Genomic DNA, 21678 nt, shown 5'->3' with positions numbered 1-21678 from the left:
TGCCTGCGATGCCTGCGATGCCTGCGATGCCTGCGATGCCTGCGATGCCTGCGATGCCTGCGATGCCTGCGATGCCTGCGATGCCTGCGATGCCTGCGATGCCTGCGATGCCTGCGATGCCTGCGATGCCTGCGATGCCTGCGATGCCTGCGATGCCTGCGATGCCTGGCGAACCTGACCAGTGGCGGCGCCGGCAGCAGCTGCCTGGCCCGCAGCGGCACGCCGCGGAACCCGGGGATTTACGCGGCCCCTTTGTCGACAGCGCGGTGGCCGGTCGCGGCGCGATCTACCAGCGCGCAGGAAACGTCGTGGCCACCCGGCGCGAACGTCCGCGTGTCCGAACAGTCGGTCGGGACCTTCGACCCTGTCCGGGACGAACGGGGCGGACGAGGCTGATGCACGCAAGGAACCGCCGCGCCGCCGGCTCGGAAGTCCCCTCCGAGCCGGCGGGGCGGCTCACTCAGCCGTCCGCGAGCGCATCCCCGGCGGCGCGGGCGTCCCCGTCCGCGAGCGCACCCCCGTCCACACGGGCACCCCCGTCCACACGGGCCTCCCCGTCGACACGGGCCTCCCCGTCGACACGGGCATCCCCGTCCGTGAGCGCGTTGCCGGCTGCGAGCGCGGCCGGCCAGGAGCCGTGGGACGTGATGTCGGTCGCGTCCCTGGTCGCGATCGGTTCGGCCAGGAAGCCGCGGACGGTGCGGCCGTCGGAGAGCGTCACCGCGCCGATCGTCATCGGCTGGGGCAGGCCGGCGACGAAGACGCCGAAGCCGGCGGCCGGCAGTCGCCACACCTCGCCGGTGATCGACGCGCCGTCGGGGTGGCGCAGCAGGCCGGGTTTGGGCGGCACGGTGTCCAGCGCGTAGAGGCGGTAGTCGGGTGTGGTCCCGGCCGGGCCGAGGCACGACCCGCCCGCCGACACGAGCTGGTGGTTGAGCGGATGGCCGGACAGGTGGGCGCCGACGACGAACAGGTCGATCGGCGGGTCGGCGAACAGCTGCGCGAGGGCGGCGAGTGTGCGGTCGCTGAACGCGGGTCCGGTGAGCATCACGCCGAACGGCAGCCCGTCGACGGCCCCCGCCGGCACCGCCAGCGACGCCAGGTCGAGCAGGTTCGCGAAGTTGGTCCAGCGCCCCATCCGGGCGTTCGCGCCGACCGGGTCCGCGGCGACCTGGGCCAGGGTGGGGTGCCCGGTGGTGGTGGGGGTGAGCAGGGCGGTGACGCCGGCCAGGGCCGCCCGCCCGGCCGCGCCGAGCTCGTCGAGACGTCGCCGGTCGCGGAACGCGTCCACCGCCGTGAACCGCTCACCGCCGAGGACGATGCTCGCGACGGTCGGGTCGAGGGTGGAGCCGATCAGCTCGGCGTGCGCGCGCAGGTGCGCCCCGACCGCCAGCGTCCGCTCGGCCACGAACGCGCCGTCGTAGAGCAGCGACGCGGCCTCCAGCAACGGGGCGACGTCGACCTCGACGATCTGCGCTCCGGCGGCGCGGAACCGCTCCACGGCGGCCCGGAACGCGTCCGCCCATCCATCGGCGAGCCCGTCGAGGTGCTCGGGGGCCGGGACCGCCAGCCGCACCACCCCGGTGGACGGCGCCGCGACGAACTCCCGCGCCAGGGGATCGACCCCGTCGGGGCCGCTGAGCAGCTCGGCCGTGCGGCGGGCCAGGCGCAGGTCACGGGCGAACACCGTGACGCAGTCGAGGCTGCGGCACGCCGGTACGACACCGGTCGTCGGGATGAGACCGCGTGTCGGTTTGACGCCGACGATCCCGTTCAGCGCGGCGGGAACCCGGCCGCTGCCCGCGGTGTCGGTGCCGAGCGCCAGGTCGACGAGGTCGAGCGCGACCGCGACGGCCGAGCCCGAGCTCGAACCGCCGGAGATGCGCTCGGCGTCGAACGCGTTGCGGACCGCCCCGTACGGGCTGCGGGTGCCGACCAACCCGGTGGCGAACTGGTCGAGGTTCGTGGTGCCGAGCACGAGCGCCCCGGCGGCGCGCAGGCGGGCGACCGCGGTGGCGTCGGCCGCCGGGGAATAGGCGAACGACGGGGCGCCGGCGGTGGTGGGCAGCCCGGCCACGTCGATGTTGCCTTTGACCGCGGCGAGCAGGCCGGCGAGCGGGAGGGCGGGGTCGATCGTCGCCGCCTCGGCCAGCACGTCCTCCTCGGGCCGGAGGGTGATCCAGATTTCCGGCCGATCGGCCCGCGTGATCCGCCGGTACGCCGCGCGCACCCGGTCGGCGATCACGCCGCCACCTCGGCCGGCGTCCGGATCGCGAACAGCACCTGGCCCGCGGAGACCGCGTCGCCGGGCGTGACGTAGATCCCGACGACTTCGCCGTCCTGCGGAGCGATCACCGGCGTCTCCATCTTCATCGCCTCCAGGGCGAGGATCCGGTCGCCGCCGGCGACGGAATCCCCGGGCCGGGCCGAGACCTGCCAGACGGTGGCACCGAACGGGGCGGTGACCGCGATCGAGCCCTCGGGGACGTCCACCGGCGCCGCGGTCGGCGCGGGCGGCGGCTCGGGCCGGACGTCGAACTCGCCGGACGCGTGCCAGCGGTCCTTCTCGGCGGCGAACGCGGCGGCCTGGGTGGCCCGGAACGCCGCGATCGAGTCCGCGTTCGCGTCCAGGAAACGCTGGTGTTCGGCCAGGCCGAACGTGCCGTCCTCGGTTTCGAACGCCCCGCGGCCGGCGTCGGTCTCGGCGCGCAGCTCGAGCAGTTCGTCGGCGCTCACCGGGTACCAGTCGATGCGGTCGAAGAACCGCAGTGCCCACGGGTGTTCGGCGAACAGGCCGCCGCGCCGGAACCGGTTCCAGATCGGCACCGTGCGCCCGACGAACTGGTAGCCGCCGGGCCCTTCCATGCCGTAGACGCACAGGTAGGCACCGCCGATGCCGACGGAGTTCTCCGCGGTCCAGGTGCGCGCCGGGTTGTACTTTGTGGTGACCAGGCGATGGCGGGGGTCGAGCGGGGTCGCGACCGGAGCGCCGAGGTAGACGTCGCCGAGGCCGAGGACCAGGTACTCGGCGTCGAACACCGTGCGGTGGACGTCGTCGACGGAGTCCAGGCCGTTGATCCGGCGGATGAACTCGATGTTCCACGGCGTCCACGGTGCGTCGTCGCGGACGCCGGCCATGTACCGCTCGATCGCCAGGCGGGTGGCGGGGTCGTCCCAGGACAGCGGCAGCCGCACCCGCCGGGAGGGGACGCGCAGGTCCTCGGTGGCCGGGAGTTCGTCGTCGAGCGCGCGGAGGAGCCCGACCAGTCGGCTCGCGCGTCCCTCGGTGTGGATCTGGAGCGACCGGATACCGGGGGTGGCGTCGATGACGCCGGCCGGCCGGTTCGCGTCGAAGGCGGTCATCAGCGCGTGGACACGCATCCGCAGGCCCAGGTCGAGGACCTGCTCGCCGTACTCGATCAGCAGGTTGTCGTCGCCGTCGCGGCGGTAGGTGACGCTCGGCCGGCCGGGCTGTCCGTCCACCCGGGCGAGGACGCCGTCGTCGCCGTCGCCGGTGGCTCCGATCAGGACCGGGGCGGCGGCGTCCGCCTCGCGGACGGGGACGAACCGGACGGTGTCGCCCGGGCGCAGCTGCCCCACCTTCCACAGCTCCCCGCTGGCGACGACGGCCGGGCAGACGAATCCGCCCAGGCTGGGGCCGTCCGGGCCGAGGATGATCGGGGTGTCGCCGGTGAAGTCGATCGCGCCGACGGCGTACGGGGTGTCGTGGATGTTCGACGGGTGCAGGCCCGCCTCGCCGCCGTCGCCCCGGGCCCAGGTGGGGCGGGGGCCGATCAGCCGCACGCCGGTGCGGGCGGAGTTGAGGTGCACCTCGTAGCCGGTGGCGTAGAACGTGTCCAGGGCCTCGCGGGTGAAGAACTCCGGCGCGGCGTGCGGCCCCTCGGTGACGCCGATCGTCCACTCCGAGGTGTAGGTGGGGATCCGGCCGGGCGGTGCGGGGGGCACGACCGCGGCGGTGCCGGGGCGCAGGACGTCGCCGGCCCGCAGCGCCCGCCCGCCGTGGCCGCCGAAGCCCCCGAGCGTGAACGTGGACGCGCTGCCCAGGTACTGCGGCACGTCGAGCCCGCCGCGGACGGCGATCGCGAGGCGCAGGCCGGGCCCGGGCGCGGTGCCGACGGTGAGCGTGCCGCCCGCGGGAACCTCGATCGGCTTCCACATCGGGCGCTCGGCCCCGTCGACGCGGACGTCCGCCGGTGCTCCGGTCACGCAGACCAGCGCGGCCGACGAGAACCGCAGGGACGGGCCGGTCGCGGTGACCTCGAGGCCGGGCGCGCCGTCGGGGTTGCCCACGGCGCGGTTGGCCTCCCGCAGCGCGAGCGGGTCGAACGGGCCCGACGGCGGCACGCCGACCGCCCAGTGGCCCAGCCGCCCGGGCAGGTCCTGCACGGTCGTGAGCGCGCCCGGCTCGAGCACGTCGATGCGCGGCTCGGGGTCGGCGGTGACGTCGAGCGTGGACGTCGAATGCGTCGCGTCCCGCAGCGCGGTACCGGCCGCCAGCGCGCGGAGCAGGCCCAGGTTGGTGACCAGGCCGTCGACGCGGCTCGCGGCGAGCGCGTCACCCAGCGCGTCGAGCGCGGCCGCGCGGGACGCGCCGGCCGCGATCACCTTCGCGAGCATCGGGTCGTAGTGCGGCGTGACCTCGAGGCCGGTCTCGATCCAGGCGTCCACCCGGACGTCGTCCGGGAACTCGGCCCGCGTCACCAGACCCGTCGACGGCGCGTTGTTCCTGTCGGGGTCCTCGGCGTAGACACGGGCCTCGACCGCGACCCCGTTCGCGCGCCACCGGCGGTCGAACAGTTCGTCGAGGACGTCGCCGCGCGCGAGCCGCAGCATGGCGTCGACCAGGTCCACCCCGTAGGCGACCTCGGTGACCGGGTGCTCGACCTGCAGGCGGGTGTTGACCTCGAGGAACGCGGCCTCTTCCCGGACCGGGTCGTAGACGAACTCCACCGTGCCGGCCGAGCGGTAGCGCACCGACCGCGCGAGCCCGGCGGCGGTGCGGGCGATCTCGGCGCGGACCGCGTCGGGTAGCGCCGGTGCCGGTGCCTCCTCGATGACCTTCTGGTTACGCCGCTGCAGCGAGCAGTCGCGGTCGCCGATCACCGCGACCCGCCCGGCGCCGTCGCCGAACAGCTGCACCTCGACGTGGCGGGCCGGGCGGACCAGCCGTTCCAGGAACACCCCGGCCGAGCCGAAGTTCGCCGCGGCGAGCCGCGCGACCCGGTCGTAGGCGGCGCGCACCTCGGGCAGCGAATGGCAGGCCTGCAGGCCGATGCCGCCCCCACCGCCGGTGGCTTTCAGCATGACCGGCAGGCCGATCGCCTCGGCCGCGGCCACGGCGGCTTCGGCCGACTCCAGCAGCCCGGTCCCGGCCAGCAGCGGGACACCGGCCGCGGTGGCCAGCTCCCGGGCGGTGTGTTTGGCGCCGAACGCCGCGATCTGCTCGGGGGTCGGGCCCACGAACGCCAGCCCGGCCTCCGCGCACGCCCGCGCGAACGCGACGTTCTCGGAGAGGAAGCCGTAGCCGGGGTGGATCGCGCCCGCGCCGGTCGCGGCGGCGGCATCGAGGATCGCGTCGGCGCGGAGGTAGGAGTCGCGGGCCGGCGCCGGGCCGAGCCGGACCGCGGTGTCGGCCTCCCGGACGTGCGGCGCGGCCCGGTCGGCGTCGGAGAAGACCGCGACGGTCCTCATCCCGAGCGCGCGGGCCGAGCGGACGATCCGGCGCGCGATCTCGCCCCGGTTCGCGATCAGCAGCGTGTCGAAGCTCATTCCGGCACCGTCACGATCATCCGGAGTGGCGTCGGTTGGAAGTCGTTGCACGGGTTGTTCATCTGCGGGCAGTTGCTGACCAGGACGAGCACGTCGACGTCCGCGCGCAGCGCGACCCGTTTGCCCGGCCCGGAGATGCCGTCGACGATGCCGAGCGTCCCGTCGTCCTCCACCGGCACGTTCATGAACCAGTTGAGGTTGGACACGACGTCCCGGGCGCCCAGGCCGTGCCGGGCCGCCTCGGACAGGAAGTTCTCCCGGCACCCGTGCTGGTGGGCGGTGTGGTAGCCGTACCGGAGCGTGTTCGACTCCTTGCCGCACGCGCCGCCGATCGTGTCCTGCCGCGCCACCTCGTTGCCGACGACGGTCATCAGCGGGTTGCCGTACTGGCTGCGCAGCACCGTGCCCTCCCGGACGTACGCGTTGCCCTGCCAGCTGAGCGTGTCCGGCACGCTGTAGCGCTCGGTGCGGTCGGCGTCGGCGTAGATCAGGCAGTCGGCGGACTGGTTGCCGCCGACGTCGACGATCGTCAGCACGTGCCCGGCGGCGACGACACCCGACCAGGGCGCGCGGGGTGCCACCGGATCGTCGAGCACGACCGTGCCGGGGATCAGCGCGTCACTCATAGCCCTCGGGCCTCCGCGTAGTCGATCGTGTTGAGGTACGCCCGGTGCGTCTCCGGTGTGGTGGCGTCGTCCGCGCGGGTCGGCACCGACGTCCACGCGTGCACGCGCACCGGGCCGACGGTGAACGCCTCCCGCGGGTCCAGGGGATGGGCGGTGTTGGCGATCAGCACGATCAGCGGCAACTCCGCGAGCAGGTCGACGTCGCCGGGGCCGGCGCTCCCGAGCCAGCGGAAGCCGCCGTCCGGCTGCACGCGGACCCCCTGGAAGAACGAGACGCTGGGGGGAAGATCGCGGGGGCCGAGGTCGTGTTTCGCCGCGGCCAGCGTGAACAGCGCGCGCCCGGAGGGGCTGGGCCCCTCGGGTGCGGCTTTGCCGTACTTCCGTTCGTTCCACGCGTCGGACGTCGTGCCGCAGAACGCGTCGTGCCGGGTCGACGTGTCGGCCACGACCGTGGCGAGCACCCTGCCGTCGCCGGAGAGCAGGGGGTGACCAGGGCCGAGGTAGGCCTGCCACGGGATCTTCTGGGTGTCGGCGACGTTCAGCCGTTCCCACGGGGCCACCGCGTTGTAGAGCAGAACGTGCGCACAGGCGTCGCCGGTGACGTCGGTGAGCCGGATCCGCGTGCCCCGGGCCACGACCTTGGCCGTGTAGCCGCCCGGCGCCACGGTCTCGGCCCAGGTCAGGGTGCTCGGGTCGAGACCGGCCGGGGCGTGCGGCGAGCTCGACGCCGGGAGGTAGGGCATCCAGTCGGCACGGGTGCCCGCTCGCGCCCTGGCGTCGTCGCGGGCGGCGGACACAGTGGACGTGTCGCGGGTCATGGCGGCGCCCCCTCGGTGATTTCTGTCGACTGACAGAAATCACCTTCGGGTTCCCGCGTTTCGCCCACGTTTCCCGGCGGAAACGATCCCGCGGCTCAGCCGGCGCCGGGGGCCAGCGCCGCCAGGAGTTCCTCACCCGCCCTCGCGGCGGCCTCGGCTTCGGGGCCGCCGACACCGGCGAGCGCCAGGCACGCGTGCGCGATCTCGGCGGCGAGCGTCGGGCGGCTCGGCAGCGTCGTCACCATCTCGACGACGTGCAGGCACGCGCTGCCGAGCACGTCGGCGCCCACCGGGTGCGCCGGGGGAGCGGCCGCCGCGGCGAGCTGCGCGTACACGGCCGCCAGCTGGCCGCGGTGCTCACGGAACGTCGCGAACGCCGGTGCCTGACGCACCTCGGGCGCCATGTAGAGGGTGGCCACGCCGAGCGGCCCGGCCCGCAACGTGCCGACGTCACGCACCGCGAGCGCGTACAGCGCCGCCGCCGGCCCCCGCGCTCCGGCCCGGATCGTGTCCACCAGGTCGAGCGTCGGGCGCACCGACGCCTCCAGCAGCTCCAGCAGGATCTCGTCCTTGCCGGGGAAGTAGTAGTACAGCGACGCCTGCCGGATCCCGACCCGCTCGGCGATCGCCCGCGTCGAGGTGGCCGCGAAACCGGATTCGCCGAACAGTGCCGCCGCCGCGTCCAGGATCTCCTGGCGTGGGGTCCGATCCGGATGCCGGGACTCCCGCACCCGTGGGCGCCCCGCGCGGCTGGTGTTCACGCCGCCGATGCTGCCATGCCGAGGGCCGTCCGGGGCGCACGGTGCCGCCCGGGGGACACGGGGATTTAACCGATCACGCACCCTGCCCGGAACACAGCCGCCCCACGCTCATGGCCAATTCCTGTCGAGCGACAGAAATCCCAGAGGTGGAGTCATGAGCACAGTCGCGCCGGAACGATCGCCCATCGGCTACAAGCAGGAACTGCACCGCGGCGTCGGGACGTTCGCGTCCTTCGCCGCCGGCTTCTCGTTCGTCTCGATCCTCACGACCGTGTTCCAGCTGTTCGGGCTGGGCTTCCTGCTCGGTGGGGCGGCGTTCTTCTGGGCCTGGCCGGTGGTGTTCGCCGGGCAGCTCCTGGTGGCGCTGTGCTTCGCCGAGCTGGCCGGGCGCTGGCCGGTGTCCGGGGCGATCTTCCAGTGGTCGAGCCGGTTGGCCGGCACGACCTGGGGCTGGTTCACCGGCTGGATCATGATCGTCGGCCAGATCCTCACGGTCGCGGTGGCCGCGATCGCGATGCAGGCCGTGCTGCCGGCGATCTGGTCGGGGTTCCAGTTCGTGGGCGGGTCCGGCGCCGACCCGTCGATCCTGTCGCCGACCGGCGCGAAGAACGCGGTGGTCCTCGGCATCGCTCTGCTCGTCGTCACGACGCTCGTGAACATCCTCGGCATCCGGCAGATGGCCGCGGCGACGAGCGTGGGGGTCGCGATCGAGATCGTCGGTGTCCTCGTGCTGATCGGGGTGCTGTTCGCGCTGTCCGAGCGCGGCCCCGGCGTGGTGCTGCACACCACCGGCTGGGAGGGCACCGGCACGTACTTCTACGCCTGGCTCGCGTCGTCGCTGATGGCCGCGTACGTGATGGTGGGCTTCGACTCGGCCGGCGAGCTCGCCGAGGAGACGCACTCGCCGCGCAAGACGACGCCGAAGACGATCGTCCGCGCGCTGACGACCTCCGGCCTCGGCGGCGGCCTGCTGATCCTGGGTGCGCTGATGGCCGCGCCGAGCCTCACCGACGGCAACCTCTCCTCGCTCGGCCTGTCGTGGGTGATCACCGAGCGGCTCGGCGACGTGTTCGGGCGGCTGCTGCTGTGCTGCGTCGCGGTGGCGGTGTTCGCGTGCACGCTGGCCGTGCAGACCTCCGGGGCGCGGATGACGTACTCGATGGCCCGCGAAGGCGCGCTGCCGTTCTCGAAGGCGCTCGGCCGGGTGTCACCGCGAACGGGCACGCCGGTCGTCACGTCGATCGTGATCGGGGCCGGTGCCGCGCTGGCCCTGGCGGTGAACGTCAACTCGACGACGATCTTCACCGCGCTGTCGAGCATCTGCATCGCGATGCTCTACGTCGCCTACCTGGGCGTGACGCTCCCGCTGCTGGTCGTGCGCATCAAGCACCGCAACACCGACCACTTCCCGGCCGGCCACGACGAGGACGGCAAGTCGCTGTTCACGCTGGGCCGTTTCGGCATCGCGGTGAACGCGCTGGCCGTCGTCTACCAGACGATCATGATCGTGAACCTGATGTGGCCCCGGCCGGAGATCTACGACCTCTCCACCGACGGCAACTGGGTGCTGCAGTACAGTGCGGTGCTCTTCGTCGGCGCGGTCGTGGCGGTCGGCGCGGTGTACTTCGGCGGGAAGCGCCTGCACGGCCGGATCGACCTGGTCCACGTCCCGCACACGCACGTGGCGGCGGACGAGACCTGAGTCAGCGCGGCGGGGCCGGGGCCCGGCCGGTCGTCTTCGCGTCGACGACGACGGTGTCGGCGATCCGGTCCTGGAAGCCCTGCCGGCGCGGGTCGTTGACCATCACCATCGTGTTGAGGACCGCGACCAGCGTGATGACGAAACTGCCGACGACGAACGCCTCGCGGGCCAGCGCCCGGCCGATCGTGAGCCGGGCCCCGTCGTAGCGGGTGACCCGGATCCCGAACAGCCATTTGCCGGCCGTGGCGCCGGCCAGCCACACCGGGACGACGAGCCAGGCCACCGCGACCAGCGCCGCGGCCCACCACGGGAGCGCGGAGGCCGTGGCGGCGCACACCGCGACGTCGACGACCCGGGCCCCGCCGCGACGGACCAGCGCGGCGGGGCGTCCGGCCCGGGTGCCCTGCGAGTGGACCTCGACCCACTCCCCGGAATCGTCGGGCCGGATGTCCTGCGATGGCTGCGTCACGAGTGCGGATTCTTCCTTCGCCGGTGTCTGAGCCCAACACGGCCCGCCCGGCCACCCGGTTCAGCGGTCGATGGCGGACATGGAGCAGCCGTGGACGACGTCGCGGCCACCCCGCCGGTGATGCGCCCGTCGGCGTCGTCGGCCCGCATCGCGCTCAGGCGCGCGGGCGGGATCGGGGAAATCACGAAGGTCATGCCTCGATCGTCGCGCCGTCACCGGCCCCCGTCCGGCGGGAATCGGTCGTCGCGGTCCCGACGCGGTCGGCGATCGCGGTCCCGAGCGCGGTGGTGGTGGCCGGGCCGCCGAGGTCGGGGGTGAGGACGGCGGGCGAGTCGGCGAGCACCGACTCGATCGCGGTCAGCAGGGCGGCGGCGGCCGCGGGCTCGCCGAGGTGGTCGAGCATCATCGCGCCGCACCAGATCTGGCCGATCGGGTTCGCGATGCCCAGGCCGGCGATGTCCGGCGCGGACCCGTGCACCGGCTCGAACAGGCTCGGGTAGCGCCGCTCGGGGTTGATGTTCGCGCTCGGTGCGATGCCGAGCGTCCCGGTGCACGCCGGGCCGAGGTCGGACAGGATGTCGCCGAACAGGTTGCTCGCCACCACGACGTCGAACCGGCCGGGGTTCAGCACGAAGTGCGCCACCAGTGCGTCGATGTGGTATTTGTCCCGGTCGACGTCGGGGTAGTCGCGGCCGACCGCCTCCACCCGCTCGTCCCAGTACGGCATCGAGATCGCGATGCCGTTGCTCTTCGTCGCGGACGTCAGGTGCCGGGCGTCCCGCCGCCGTGCGTACTCGAACGCGAACCGCAGCACCCGGTCGACGCCGTACCGCGTCATCACGGTCTCCTGCAGCACGATCTCGCGTTCGGTGCCCTCGAAGACACGCCCGCCGACACCGGAGTACTCACCCTCGGTGTTCTCCCGGACGACGACGAAGTCGATGTCGCCCGGTACCCGCCCGGCCAGCGGGCTGCGCACCCCGGGCAGCAGCCGCACCGGTCGCAGGTTCACGTACTGGTCGAACACCCGCCGGAACCGCAGCAGACTGCCCCAGAGCGACACGTGGTCGGGCACGACGGCCGGCCAGCCGACCGCGCCGAAGTAGATCGCGTCGAACGCCTCGAGGGTCGGCTGCCAGTCGTCCGGCAGCATCGTGCCGTGCCGTTCCCAGTACGCCGCGGAGGCGAAGTCGAACTCGACGACGTCGAGCGCGAAGTCGTGGACGTCGGCGGTGCGACGCAGACAACGAAGGCCCTCGGGGACGACCTCGCGGCCGATCCCGTCGCCCGGAATCACCGCGATGCGGTAGCGCGCAGACATGCCCGTACCCTCCGCGACCGGCGGCGGGCCGGGCAAGGCGCTTGCCGGCAAGGCGGTCTTTCGCGTATCGAAAGGGAATGAGCTCGGTGGACGATCTGGCGTTCTTCCGGGTCGTCGCGCGCAGCGAGACCCTCACCGCGGCGGCCCGGGAGTTCGGCTGGTCGCTGCCGGTGGTCAGCAAGCGGCTCTCCGCGCTGGAGCGGCGGCTCGCAACCCGGCTGGTGCAGCGCGGCACCCGGCGGCTCACGCTCACCTCGGAGGGTGCGCTCTACGCCGAACGGGCCGGCCACCTCCTCGACCAGATCCGGGAACTGGACGACCGGCTCGGCACCGGCGTCCACGGCCGGCTGATCGTGCACGCCACGCTCGGGCTCGGCCGCGCCCACGTCGCGCCGCTGCTGGGCGAGTTCGCGGCCACCCACCCGGAGTTGCAGTGCGAACTGCACACCTCCGCGCTGCCCTTACGGCCGCACCGCCGGGAGTTCGACGTGGCGATCCACGTCGGAACCCCGCCCGACTCGACGCTACGGCTGCGCCGGCTCGCCGAGAACCGGCGGGTACCGTGCGCCGCACCGGCGTACCTGGCGGCCCGGGGCACACCGCGGACGGTCGAGGACCTGGCCGCGCACGACTGCCTCGTGCTCCGCGAGAACGAGGGCGACTTCGCGCTCTGGCGGTTCGGGACCGCCACCGACCAGCGGCGGGTCCGGGTGAGCGGGTCGTTGTCGAGCAACGACGGCGACGTCGTGACCGCCTGGGCCCGCGCGGGCCGGGGGATCGTCATGCGCTCGCTCTGGCAGGTACGGTCCGATCTGGACGACGGGACGCTGGTGCGGGTCCTGCCGGACGTGCCGACCCCACCCGCCGACCTCTACGCGCTGTTCGACGGCGACCGGCACGTACCCCGGCGGATCAGCGCTTTCCTCGACCACCTCGCGGCCGCGCTGCCGGGGCGGCTCGCCGGGGCGTGACCGCGCTCAGGGGGCGATGCCGACGCCCGGTACCCGGCTCCAGGCCCGCTCCTGGGCCGGCGTCAGCGCGGGCCAGGCCGTGGCGCCCGGACGCGGGCGGATCCGGGTGAAGAAGTCTCCCGGGCGGTAGCCGGGAGCGTAGGAGCAGGCGCCGGTGCAGGACGCCGCGATCGTGTGCGGCGTCGGGGCCCGGCCCGTGCGCACCCACGCGTCGAGCGCGGTGATCGAGGCCACGGCCTCGTCGGCGCTCGTCCCGCCGTGCTCGGTGCCGGTCGTGAACGTCCGGACCAGCCGAGGCGCCCGGTAGGCCGACTCGTTCTCGACGAACACCTGCGGGTCGCCGATCGCGTGCAGCGTCAGCACCGGGACCCGCACCCGGCCGGTGAGGTCGCTGTCGTAGGACAGGTCCCGGCGCGCGGCCGGGTCGGCGTCGAACCGTTCGACGCCCGCGTTGAGTGCCCGGTCGTCGTGCGAGCCGGTGTAGCGCACGCCCCGGTTGCCGAACGGGTTCCGGCCGCCCAGCCGCGTGCCCACGAGGTCCTGGAACAGGAACGTCGCGTACTGCAGGTGGACGTCGAGCGCGCGCTCGGGCAGGCGGGTCACCGCGACGACGTCGTCGAGGACGCGCTGCTGCCGCGCGGTGCGGTGCCCGGGCCGGCCGGTGCACTCCTCGAGCCGGGCCCGGACGTCGCCGGGGGTCAGCGCCGACTCCGCCGGCAGGCCCGCCCAGGCCGGTCCGGGCAGGTTGCGGCAGTAGTACTGGTAGACCACGCGCAGGTCGACCCGGGCGTCGTAGCCCCGGGACCCGCCGGCGAGCAGCCCGTCGGTCAGCAGCACGCCGTCCCAGGATCCCGGGTAGACCTCCGCGGCCTTGGCGGCGACGTTGCCGCCCCACGACTGGCCGTGCAGGTAGGTCCGCGACGGCCGGCCGACGGTCTCGGTGAAGCGGCGGCGGGCGCTCTCGGTGTCCGCGGCGGCCATCCGCACCCCGTACCCCCCGCGGCGGTACGACGAGCCGACCCAGGCGTACCCGTGGTCGACGAGCGCGGACCACGACGCCAGGTCCCCGGCCGGGTCCTCGGCGGCCGTGGTGAAGCCCGGCCCGCCGTGGGCGTAGACGATCAGCGAGCCGTTCCAGCGCTCCGGGACCGCGATCGCGTAGTACGCGCCCCGGGCGTCCTGCCCCGTGTAGCAGGTGGCCCGGCCGGCGAGCGGCGCCGGACAGGACCGGCCGGTGCCGGCGACCGCCGCGCCGCCGAGCGTCGTCAGCAGCATCGCGACGACGAGCGCCCGTCGTAAGAGTCCGCTCACCGCCGCTCGGCCAGCAACGCGCTCAGACCGCCCCGGGCGTCCTCGATGACGACCGCCTCGGCCGTGTTCTCGTCGCCGCCGCGCAGGGCCTCGACGAGCGCGCGGTGGGTCGCCCAGCGCTCCTCGCCGAAGCGCGGGTCCTCAGTGGCGCGTTCCAACCGGCGGGCCCGGCTCTCGGCCTGCGAGAACACCCGGGTCTGGTCGAGCAGCCGCACCAGCACGGGATTGCCGGCGCAGGCGTTCACCGCGTCGTTGAACCGCTGCACGGTGTCGAGCAGCTGGTTGATGTGCCGGGTGACCGGCGACCCGTCGGCCAGCCGCTCCCTGATCACGATGCGCAGGTCGTCGGCCTCGTCGAGGAGCGCGTCGAGGGCGTCGAGCTTCTCCGGCGTCGCGTGGCGGGCCGCGAACCGGGCGACCATCCCGCGCAGCGCGACCTCGACCTCGGCCAGGTCCTGCAGGGCGGTGTCACCGAGGTCGGAGACCTTCACCGTGCGCGGCCCGGTGCGGGTCAGCAGCCCGTCCTGCTCCAGCCGCCGGATCGCCTCCCGGACCGGGGTGGGGCTCACCGAGAGGCGTTCGGCCAGGCCGCGTTCGGTCACTTTCTGCCCCGGACGCAGTTCGCCGGTGACGATCGCCGCCCGCACCGATCGGTAGGCCTGGTCGGCGAGCGTGTCGCTGGTGAGCGTTGCGAGCGATTCGGTGACCACCGGGCGATCTTATGGCAATCAAATAAGCAATGCTTGACGAATTTGCTATAGCAAAATACGGTGAGCCGCTCCAGGAGGAGAGGACCTAGATGGACCGAGTGCGCATCATGACGCCGACCGGCATGCTCGGCGCCGGCTGGGACGAGGCCACGATCGAACGCGGGCTCGCGCTGGGCGTCGACGTCATCGCGGTGGACGGCGGCTCCACCGACTCCGGGCCGTACTACCTCGGCTCGGCGACCGCCAAGACGACCGCGCAGGCCGTGGCCCGCGACCTGCGCAGCCTGCTCAACGCCGCCGCCCGCGCGAACGTGCCGCTGATCGTCGGTTCCTGCGGCACCAGCGGCACCGACGCCGGCGTCGACTGGGTGGCCGGCATCGCCGCCGAGGTCATGGCCGAGGAGGGCCTCGAGCTCGGCGTCGCCCGGATCTACAGTGAACAGAGCGCGGCCGCGCTCACCGCGCAGCTGGACCGCATCCATCCGCTGCCCCCGCTCGGTGATCTCACCGCCGAGACCCTCGAGAGCTGCACCCACATCGTCGGCATGATGGGCCACGCGCCGATCGTCGAGGCCCTGCGGGCCGGAGCCCAGGTCGTGCTGGCCGGCCGCGCCACCGACACCGCGGTCGCGGCCGCGTTCGCGCTGCTGCACGGCATGCCGGCCGGGCCCACCTGGCACGCGTCGAAGATCGTCGAGTGCGGTGGCCAGTGCACGACCGACCCGCGCAACGGTGGTGTGCACACCACGATCGACGCGACCGGCTTCACGATCGAGCCGCTCTCCCCGGACAGCGCGTGCACGCCGTTCACGGTCGCCGCCCACATGCTCTACGAGACCGTGAACCCGTTCGAGATGCGCGAGCCCGACGGCACGCTCGACGTCCGCGACGCGACGTACGTGGCCGTGGACGAGCGCACGGTACGCGTCGAGGGGTCGCGGTTCCACCCCGCCGGCCAGCACACGATCAAGCTGGAAGGTGCCCGGATCACCGGCTACGAGACGACGTCGTTCACCGCGATCCGCGATCCGCTGATCCTCGCCGACGTCGAGGGCTGGGCCGGTCTGTTACGCCACCACCTACGCGTCCGGGTCACCCAGACGCTCGGCCTGACCGACGACGAGTACGCGTTCGACGTGCGCCTCTACGGGCACAACGCGGTGCTCGACGCGCTCGAGTTCGAGGCCGGGCCGCCGCGCGAGGTCGGCGTGATGCTCGTGGTCGAGGCGTCCGACCAGGCCACCGCGACCGCGGTCGCGAAGGTCGCGAACCCGCTGATGCTGCACCTGCCGGCCGCGGGGATGCCCTACCTGCCCAGCCTCGCGTTCGCGGGTTCACCGGCGGAGACCGAGCGGGGGCCCGCGTACGAGTTCGTGCTCAACCACGTCGTGGACAGCGGGCCGACCGACCTGTTCCGCATCGAGTACGGAGCCACCCCCCGATGACGACCGTCAGCGACCTCGCGCTCGAGGTGCGTTCGAAGAACGCCGGCCCGTTCTGGGTGACGATGGAGCTGTTCCTGCGCGACGCCGAGGGCTTCCGGGCCGTCGGGTTCATCGACGAGCGCACGATCGCCGGCCTCTACCGCGTCGACGCCACGACCGTGCAGATCTTCCGCCTCCCGTCGCTGAACATCGTGAAGATCTCGTTCCCGCGTCCGGTCTCGCAGGGTTCGCTGCGTGACCGCGACATGCACGCCGGCCAGCACCACGTCCCGCTGGCCGCTCTGACGCTGCGCGTGTGATCCCTCGTCAACGACGACATCCCGAGGTACATCATGAGAAAGTTCGCGTCCTTCTCCGTCGTTCTCGTCCTCGCCCTGGCCGCCTGCGGCAGCAATGCCGGCCGGAGCACCACGCCGTCGCCCTCCGCCACGGCCGACGTCGGCCGCGCGTCCGCGGTCACCCCCGTGGACGACGCGACACTCGCCGCCGCCCGCGAGGAAGGCGAGGTCCTGCTCTACACCAACAGCGAAGACCAACAGATGACGCCGGTCGTCAAGGCGTTCGAGGCCGCCCACCCCGGGATCGAGGTCCGCAGCCTGACGCTCGGCAACAAGGAGATGTTCCAGCGCTACGAGACCGAGGTGGCCTCGGGCGGATCGACCGCGGACGTGATCATGAGCAGCGACGCGGTCGGCTGGCTCGCGTTCCTCGCCGGCGGCAACGTGCTGACCGACGCGGACCCGAACCAGCCCCACCTGCCCGGCTACGCGGTGCTCGCCCCCGGCGTCTACGCGTTCTCGCTCGACCCGGTCGTCGCGGTCTTCAACAAGGCCGTGCTCCCGGAGGCGAAGCAGCCGACGACGATGACCGAGCTGGCGAAACTCGCGCCGCAGCTCGACGGCAAGATCGGCGCCACCGACATCTCGAACGTCATCCAGTTCGGTGCCACCAGCGCGTACCTGGACCGGTACGGCGACGCCGGCTGGAAGAACCTGGAGGCGATCGGCGCGCACGCGAACGTGGAGTCGGACAACGGCCCGCTGGTCACCAAGCTCGCGCAGGGCCAGTACGCGGCGGCGTTCTTCGTCTCCGGCACCGTGCGCGCGTTCATCGTCGACGACGTCGCCAAGGTCGTGAACTACTCCTACCTCACCGACGGCACACCGCTGTTGCCGCGCGGCGTCGGCGTCACCGCGAAGGGCGAGCACCGCAACGCCGCGAAGGTGTGGCTCAACTGGCTGCTGTCGGTCGAGGGCCAGGAGGCCGCGTGCCGGGGCGGTTTCACGCCCTACCGCGACGGGGTGCGGTGCGCCTTCGGGCTGCCGCAGGTCAAGGCCATCGTCGGCGACGAGAACCTGATCGTCGGCACGTTCGACCCCGCGCTGGCGACCGGGGGACCGGCGATCGTCGCCCGCTTCAACCGGGCCTTCGGACGATGAGCATCGCCCTGCCGTCCCGGCGGCGGGTGGAGGTCGGCCACTACCTGATCTGGGCCGGGACGCTCGTCGTCGTGGTCGGGCCGGTGGTGCCGATCGTGCTCGCGTCGCTCTGGTCGACGCCGCTGTACCGGTCGGGCGGGCACGTGACGCTCGCGCACTTCGCCGCTCTGCTGACCGACCCGCAGTGGTGGGCCGCGGTCGGCAACAGCGCGCTCTTCGCGCTGCTCACGACCGTGCTCTCGGTCGCGTTCGGGGTGGGGTCGGCGGTGCTGCTGACCCGCACGAACGTACCGTTGCGGCGGGTGCTCACCGGGGTGCTGGTCCTGCCGGTGATGCTGCCGGGCCTGGTGCTGATCGTCGGCTGGATGGCGATGTGGGCACCGTCGGGGTACGTGTCGTCGTGGCTGTCGCTGCACACGCCGCTGGCGTTCCCGGTCGACCTGTACTCGCTGCCGGGCATGGCGCTGGTCGCGACCACGGTCGCGGCGCCGACCGTCTTCCTGTTCTGCCGCTCGACCGTGCTGTCCGTCGACCCGGCGCTGGAGGACGCGGCCCGCAGCGCCGGGGCGCGGCCGCTGCGGGCTCTGCTGTCGGTGACCGTGCCGCTGCTGCGCCCGGCCGTGCTGAACTCCGCGATCCTGGTGTTCGCGGTGTCGTTCGAGGTACTGGGGCTGCCGCTCATCCTGGGCTTCGCGAAGAACATCCCGTTCGTCGCGACGTACCTGTACCGCAACTGGGTCACCGCGTCGACGCCGGACCAGGGGCTGGTGTCGGCCGGAGCCGTCGTCCTCCTGCTCTGCGTCTCGGGGCTGCTGGTGGCCCGCAACAGGCTGGTGGGCGACACCGCGCGGTACACGACCGTGACCGGGAAAGCGTCCGCGCCGCGCACCGTGGACCTGGGGCGGACCCGGTGGGCGGTGGCCGCCGGGTTCGCTCTCGTGCTCACCGTCCTCGTCGTGGTCCCGCTGGGCGGGGTGCTCCTGTCGGCGTTCACGTCGATCCTGACGCCGCTGATCACGCCGTGGTCGGTGCTGACGTTCGACAACTTCGTGGCGATCTCCGACAACCCGGTCTGGTCGGACTCGATCGTCAACAGCCTGCTCATCGCCGGGGTCGGGGGCGCGCTGGCGACGCTGGCGATCGCGGTGATCTCGCTGGTCGCGCACCGGTCGTCGTTCCGGTTCCGCGGCTCGCTGCAGCAGGCCGTGATGTGGCCGCGGATGATGCCGGGGCTGGTGACCGGCATGGCGTTCTTCTGGTCGTTCGCGGTGCTCGACCCGAGCGGCGCGGTGCGGGCGTCGCTCTGGGGGATCGGGCTGGCGTTCGCCGTGCGGAGCCTCGCGCTGGGCTACGGCGTGTTCTACCCGGCGCTGGCCGCGATCGGGTCGGACCTCGACCGGGCGGCGCGGACGTCCGGCGCCACCTGGTGGCAGGCGTCGGTCGGGGTGGCGCTGCGCCTCGCCGCCCCGGCGATGGCCGCGTGCTTCGTCCTGCTGTTCGTCGCGATGCTCAACGACGCCGACCCGGCGGTCTTCCTCGTCACCGACCGGACCCCGGTGATGGGGCTGACGATGCTCCAACTCGCCGCGACCAGCGCCGGCGGCGCCGTCGCCGCGTTCGGTGTCCTGCAGATGGTGATCACGCTCGCCGTGCTCGGCGCGGGCCGGCTCTTCCTGGGGGTGCGCACCCATGCCTGACCTGACGCTGACCGCGCTCGCCAAGAGCTTCGGGAACGCGGTCGTCCTGACCGGTCTCGATCTGCACGTCCGGGACGGCGAGTTCTTCACGCTGCTCGGCCCGAGCGGGTGCGGCAAGTCGACGACGCTCTGGTCGATCGCCGGCCTGCACACCCCCGACCGGGGCCGGATCGCGTTCGGCGACCGGGTCGTCTTCGACGCCGGCCGGATCGACGTGGCTCCCGAGCGCCGGAACTGCGGTGTCGTCTTCCAGTCGTATGCGGTGTGGCCGCACCTCTCGGTGCACGACAACGTCGCCTACCCGCTGAAGCTGCGCCGGGTCGGACGGTCCGCGCGCGCCGCCCGGGTCCGTGAGGTGCTCGAGCTCGTCGAGCTCGGGCGCTACGAGAAGCGCTACCCGCACGAGCTCTCCGGCGGGCAGCAGCAGCGCGTGGCGCTGGCCCGCGCGCTGGCCCACCCTCCGGACCTGCTGCTGCTCGACGAACCGTTCTCGAACCTCGACGCCAAGCTGCGTGAACGCGCGCGCGAGTGGCTCCGGGGGCTGCAGCGGCGCATCGGCGTGACGACGGTGTTCGTGACCCACGACCAGGACGAGGCCCTCTCGATGAGCGACCGGATCGTGGTGATGGACGCCGGGCGCGTGCGTCAGACCGGGACGCCGGAGGAGATCTACCACGAACCGGCCGACGAGTTCGTCGCCGATTTTGTCGGGACGGCGAACGTGCTACCGGGCCGGGCCTCCGGGGGAGTGGTGCGGCTGGACGGGCTGGGCACGCCGCTTGTCGCCGGGACGGTCTCCGACGGTGAGGTCCGGCTCGCGATCCGGCCGGAGCGGATTCTGGTGCGTTCGGCTGACGGCGGGCGGCCTAACACCGTTAGGGTGAAAGTCCGGTCGCGGGCGTTCCTTGGTGACCACTACCGATATGTGGTGGGGCTGGGGGATCGAGACCTAGTTGTCCGAAGTCTCACCGCCGTCGACCACGATTCCGAGATGATCGTCGAGTTACCGCCGGACGCGATCCGCGTCTTCTCGTGAAGGGATGCCCGTGCCTGAGTACAACCTGTCGACGCTTCTCGAACAGACCGCCGCCTCCTACCCGGAACGCGACGCGATCGTCATCGGCGACACCCGGCTGAACTACGGGACCGTCGACGCGATGGCGAACATGGTTGCGGGCGCGTTGGCCGCCCGCGGGATCGGGCGCGGTGACCGGGTTGCGCTGAGCTGCCCCAACCTGCCGTACTTCACGGTCGCGTACTTCGGCATCCTGAAGGCCGGCGCGACCGTGGTGCCGCTGAACGTGCTGCTCAAGGGCTCGGAGATCGCCTACCACCTGCGTGACTCGGGCGCCAAGGCGTACTTCTGCTTCGAGGGTACGCCGGAGCTGCCGATGGCGCGGTGGGGTCACGAGGGCTTCACCGCCGTCGACAGCTGCGCGGACTTCTTCGTGATCACGGCCGACCTGGCGTCGCCGTCGCCGATCGAGGGCGTCGAGACGCTGGCGCAGGCCGCGCTGACCCAGCAGCCGACGTTCGCGACCGTGCCGACCGATGAGGACGACACCGCGGTCATCCTGTACACGTCGGGCACCACCGGGCAGCCCAAGGGCGCCGAGCTGCGTCACCGCAACATGCGCGACAACGCCCGGGCGGGCTCCGAGCTGGTCGGGTCGGACGCCGAGCGGCCGGACACGATCCTGTGCGTGCTGCCGCTGTTCCACTCGTTCGGCCAGACCGTCTGCCAGAACGGGCCGATCGCCTACGGGGGCACGATCGTGATGCTGCCGCGCTGGGACCCGGCGGCGGCGCTGGAGCTCATGCTGCGCGAGAAGATCACGTTCTTCTCCGGCGTCCCGACGATGTACTGGGGGCTGCTCGGCGCGCTGGACACGCTCGAGGGGTCCCGGTCGGCCGAGGTCGAGGAGATGGCGTCGCGGCTGCGGATCGCGTCGTCGGGCGGGTCGGCGCTTCCGGTGGACGTGCACTCGCGGTTCCAGGAGCGCTTCGGCGTGACGATCCTGGAGGGGTACGGGCTGTCGGAGACGTCGCCGATCGCGTCGTTCTCCCGCCCCGAGGCCCCGGTGCGGCCCGGCTCGATCGGCATCCCGATTCCGGGCGTCGAGATGAAGCTGCTCGACGTCGTCGAGGGCGTGGGCGAGATCGCGATCCGCGGGCACAACGTCATGAAGGGCTACTGGGGCCGGCCGGACGCGACCGCCGAGGTGCTCGACGCCGGCGGCTGGTTCCGCACCGGCGACCTCGCCCGCGTCGACGACGACGGTTGGTACTACATCGTCGACCGGGCCAAGGAACTCATCATCCGGGGCGGCTTCAACGTCTACCCGCGCGAGGTGGAAGAGGCGCTCATGCAGCACCCCGAGGTGTCGCTGTGCGCGGTGATCGGCGTGCCCCACGAGAGCCACGGCCAGGAGATCAAGGCGTACGTGATCACGGAGCCGGGTTCGTCGCTGACGGCCGAGGCCCTGAGCGCGTGGGCCCACGAGAAGATGGCCGCCTACAAGTACCCGAGGATCTACGAGTTCGTGGAGTCCCTCCCGATGACCGCGACCGGCAAGATCCTGAAGCGCGAACTGAGCTGACCTCGCCCGAGGGCATGA

General features: G+C 72.8%; 17 protein-coding genes. 8 read left to right on the top strand and 9 right to left on the bottom strand.

The annotated features are described in order from the left end of the window. Window positions 1-460 precede the first annotated feature (460 nt). The 5 genes from CRYAR_RS24960 to CRYAR_RS50310 all read right to left on the bottom strand — a co-directional run bounded on the left by CRYAR_RS24960 (window position 461) and on the right by CRYAR_RS50310 (window position 7995). Window positions 461-2245 carry an allophanate hydrolase gene (locus tag CRYAR_RS24960; protein WP_084700918.1) on the bottom strand — a complete coding sequence of 595 codons (1785 nt, stop codon included), beginning with the start codon at window positions 2243-2245 and terminating at the stop codon, window positions 461-463. After that, entirely contained in the window at window positions 2242-5790 is a 3549-nt protein-coding gene (uca, locus tag CRYAR_RS24955) for an urea carboxylase (RefSeq protein WP_035855560.1), read from the bottom strand. Before uca ends, CRYAR_RS24960 begins: the two co-directional genes overlap by 4 nt. Then, window positions 5787-6416 carry an urea amidolyase associated protein UAAP2 gene (locus CRYAR_RS24950; protein ID WP_051570920.1) on the bottom strand — a complete coding sequence of 210 codons (630 nt, stop codon included), beginning with the start codon at window positions 6414-6416 and terminating at the stop codon, window positions 5787-5789. The genes uca and CRYAR_RS24950 overlap by 4 nt, the downstream gene beginning before the upstream one ends. Beyond that, complete coding sequence (locus CRYAR_RS24945; protein WP_035855559.1) at window positions 6413-7234, bottom strand: urea amidolyase associated protein UAAP1; 822 nt, start codon at window positions 7232-7234, stop codon at window positions 6413-6415. The genes CRYAR_RS24950 and CRYAR_RS24945 overlap by 4 nt, the downstream gene beginning before the upstream one ends. Before the next feature lie 95 nt (window positions 7235-7329). Then, window positions 7330-7995 carry a TetR/AcrR family transcriptional regulator gene (locus CRYAR_RS50310; RefSeq protein WP_035855558.1) on the bottom strand — a complete coding sequence of 222 codons (666 nt, stop codon included), beginning with the start codon at window positions 7993-7995 and terminating at the stop codon, window positions 7330-7332. 154 nt (window positions 7996-8149) lie between these two features. Between CRYAR_RS50310 and CRYAR_RS24935 the strand changes: the two genes are divergently transcribed. Next, window positions 8150-9697: an APC family permease gene (locus CRYAR_RS24935; protein ID WP_051570918.1), complete on the top strand. Its 1548-nt coding sequence runs from the start codon at window positions 8150-8152 to the stop codon at window positions 9695-9697. Window position 9698: 1 nt separating this feature from the next. On the opposite strand, the gene CRYAR_RS43600 is transcribed toward CRYAR_RS24935, so the two are convergent. Continuing rightward, window positions 9699-10166, bottom strand: a complete 468-nt coding sequence (locus CRYAR_RS43600; protein WP_051570917.1) for an RDD family protein — start codon at window positions 10164-10166, stop codon at window positions 9699-9701. A 190-nt stretch (window positions 10167-10356) separates the two neighbouring features. Continuing rightward, the gene (locus tag CRYAR_RS24925) at window positions 10357-11487 is read right to left on the bottom strand and encodes a tartrate dehydrogenase (RefSeq protein WP_051572168.1); all 1131 of its coding nucleotides are present in this window, start codon (window positions 11485-11487) and stop codon (window positions 10357-10359) included. 77 nt (window positions 11488-11564) lie between these two features. Between CRYAR_RS24925 and CRYAR_RS24920 the strand changes: the two genes are divergently transcribed. Beyond that, window positions 11565-12458 carry a LysR family transcriptional regulator gene (locus tag CRYAR_RS24920; RefSeq protein ID WP_035855557.1) on the top strand — a complete coding sequence of 298 codons (894 nt, stop codon included), beginning with the start codon at window positions 11565-11567 and terminating at the stop codon, window positions 12456-12458. A gap of 6 nt (window positions 12459-12464) precedes the next feature. On the opposite strand, the gene CRYAR_RS24915 is transcribed toward CRYAR_RS24920, so the two are convergent. Next, on the bottom strand, window positions 12465-13733 hold the full coding sequence (locus tag CRYAR_RS24915; protein ID WP_051570916.1) for an alpha/beta hydrolase: 1269 nt from the start codon (window positions 13731-13733) through the stop codon (window positions 12465-12467). Between the two features lie 32 nt (window positions 13734-13765). After that, a complete protein-coding gene (locus CRYAR_RS24910; RefSeq protein WP_035855555.1) occupies window positions 13766-14479 on the bottom strand; it encodes a GntR family transcriptional regulator in 714 nt (237 codons plus the stop codon). A gap of 89 nt (window positions 14480-14568) precedes the next feature. Between CRYAR_RS24910 and CRYAR_RS24905 the strand changes: the two genes are divergently transcribed. The 6 genes from CRYAR_RS24905 to CRYAR_RS24880 are packed head-to-tail and all read left to right on the top strand — an operon-like array spanning window position 14569 to window position 21660. Further along, window positions 14569-15924, top strand: coding sequence for an acyclic terpene utilization AtuA family protein (locus CRYAR_RS24905; protein ID WP_035855554.1), 1356 nt, complete (start codon window positions 14569-14571; stop codon window positions 15922-15924). Further along, window positions 15921-16223, top strand: coding sequence for a DUF4387 domain-containing protein (locus tag CRYAR_RS24900; protein WP_035855553.1), 303 nt, complete (start codon window positions 15921-15923; stop codon window positions 16221-16223). Before CRYAR_RS24905 ends, CRYAR_RS24900 begins: the two co-directional genes overlap by 4 nt. A gap of 33 nt (window positions 16224-16256) precedes the next feature. Continuing rightward, on the top strand, window positions 16257-17363 hold the full coding sequence (locus CRYAR_RS24895) for an ABC transporter substrate-binding protein (RefSeq protein WP_051570915.1): 1107 nt from the start codon (window positions 16257-16259) through the stop codon (window positions 17361-17363). Next, window positions 17360-19060: an ABC transporter permease gene (locus tag CRYAR_RS24890; protein ID WP_051570914.1), complete on the top strand. Its 1701-nt coding sequence runs from the start codon at window positions 17360-17362 to the stop codon at window positions 19058-19060. Before CRYAR_RS24895 ends, CRYAR_RS24890 begins: the two co-directional genes overlap by 4 nt. Then, window positions 19053-20096, top strand: coding sequence for an ABC transporter ATP-binding protein (locus CRYAR_RS24885; RefSeq protein ID WP_035855552.1), 1044 nt, complete (start codon window positions 19053-19055; stop codon window positions 20094-20096). Before CRYAR_RS24890 ends, CRYAR_RS24885 begins: the two co-directional genes overlap by 8 nt. Before the next feature lie 4 nt (window positions 20097-20100). Beyond that, window positions 20101-21660, top strand: a complete 1560-nt coding sequence (locus CRYAR_RS24880) for a long-chain-fatty-acid--CoA ligase (protein WP_035855551.1) — start codon at window positions 20101-20103, stop codon at window positions 21658-21660. Window positions 21661-21678: the final 18 nt, after the last annotated feature.

This window comes from Cryptosporangium arvum DSM 44712, from assembly GCF_000585375.1.
Taxonomy (GTDB): domain Bacteria; phylum Actinomycetota; class Actinomycetes; order Mycobacteriales; family Cryptosporangiaceae; genus Cryptosporangium; species Cryptosporangium arvum.
The sequence above is the reverse complement of the archived record's forward strand: the minus strand, read 5'-3'. Positions and strand labels throughout refer to the sequence as shown.

What these genes read in the sequence shown, in the direction of transcription:
- CRYAR_RS24890 (WP_051570914.1), top strand. Translation starts at nt 17,360, where the DNA reads ATGAGCATCGCCCTGCCGTCCCGGCGGCGGGTGGAGGTCGGCCACTAC.
- CRYAR_RS24945 (WP_035855559.1), bottom strand. Translation starts at nt 7,234, where the DNA reads ATGACCCGCGACACGTCCACTGTGTCCGCCGCCCGCGACGACGCCAGG.
- CRYAR_RS24950 (WP_051570920.1), bottom strand. Translation starts at nt 6,416, where the DNA reads ATGAGTGACGCGCTGATCCCCGGCACGGTCGTGCTCGACGATCCGGTG.
- CRYAR_RS24915 (WP_051570916.1), bottom strand. Translation starts at nt 13,733, where the DNA reads ATGCTGCTGACGACGCTCGGCGGCGCGGCGGTCGCCGGCACCGGCCGG.
- CRYAR_RS24885 (WP_035855552.1), top strand. Translation starts at nt 19,053, where the DNA reads ATGCCTGACCTGACGCTGACCGCGCTCGCCAAGAGCTTCGGGAACGCG.
- CRYAR_RS24905 (WP_035855554.1), top strand. Translation starts at nt 14,569, where the DNA reads ATGGACCGAGTGCGCATCATGACGCCGACCGGCATGCTCGGCGCCGGC.
- uca (WP_035855560.1), bottom strand. Translation starts at nt 5,790, where the DNA reads ATGAGCTTCGACACGCTGCTGATCGCGAACCGGGGCGAGATCGCGCGC.
- CRYAR_RS24900 (WP_035855553.1), top strand. Translation starts at nt 15,921, where the DNA reads ATGACGACCGTCAGCGACCTCGCGCTCGAGGTGCGTTCGAAGAACGCC.
- CRYAR_RS24935 (WP_051570918.1), top strand. Translation starts at nt 8,150, where the DNA reads ATGAGCACAGTCGCGCCGGAACGATCGCCCATCGGCTACAAGCAGGAA.
- CRYAR_RS24895 (WP_051570915.1), top strand. Translation starts at nt 16,257, where the DNA reads ATGAGAAAGTTCGCGTCCTTCTCCGTCGTTCTCGTCCTCGCCCTGGCC.
- CRYAR_RS24920 (WP_035855557.1), top strand. Translation starts at nt 11,565, where the DNA reads ATGAGCTCGGTGGACGATCTGGCGTTCTTCCGGGTCGTCGCGCGCAGC.
- CRYAR_RS24880 (WP_035855551.1), top strand. Translation starts at nt 20,101, where the DNA reads ATGCCCGTGCCTGAGTACAACCTGTCGACGCTTCTCGAACAGACCGCC.
- CRYAR_RS24925 (WP_051572168.1), bottom strand. Translation starts at nt 11,487, where the DNA reads ATGTCTGCGCGCTACCGCATCGCGGTGATTCCGGGCGACGGGATCGGC.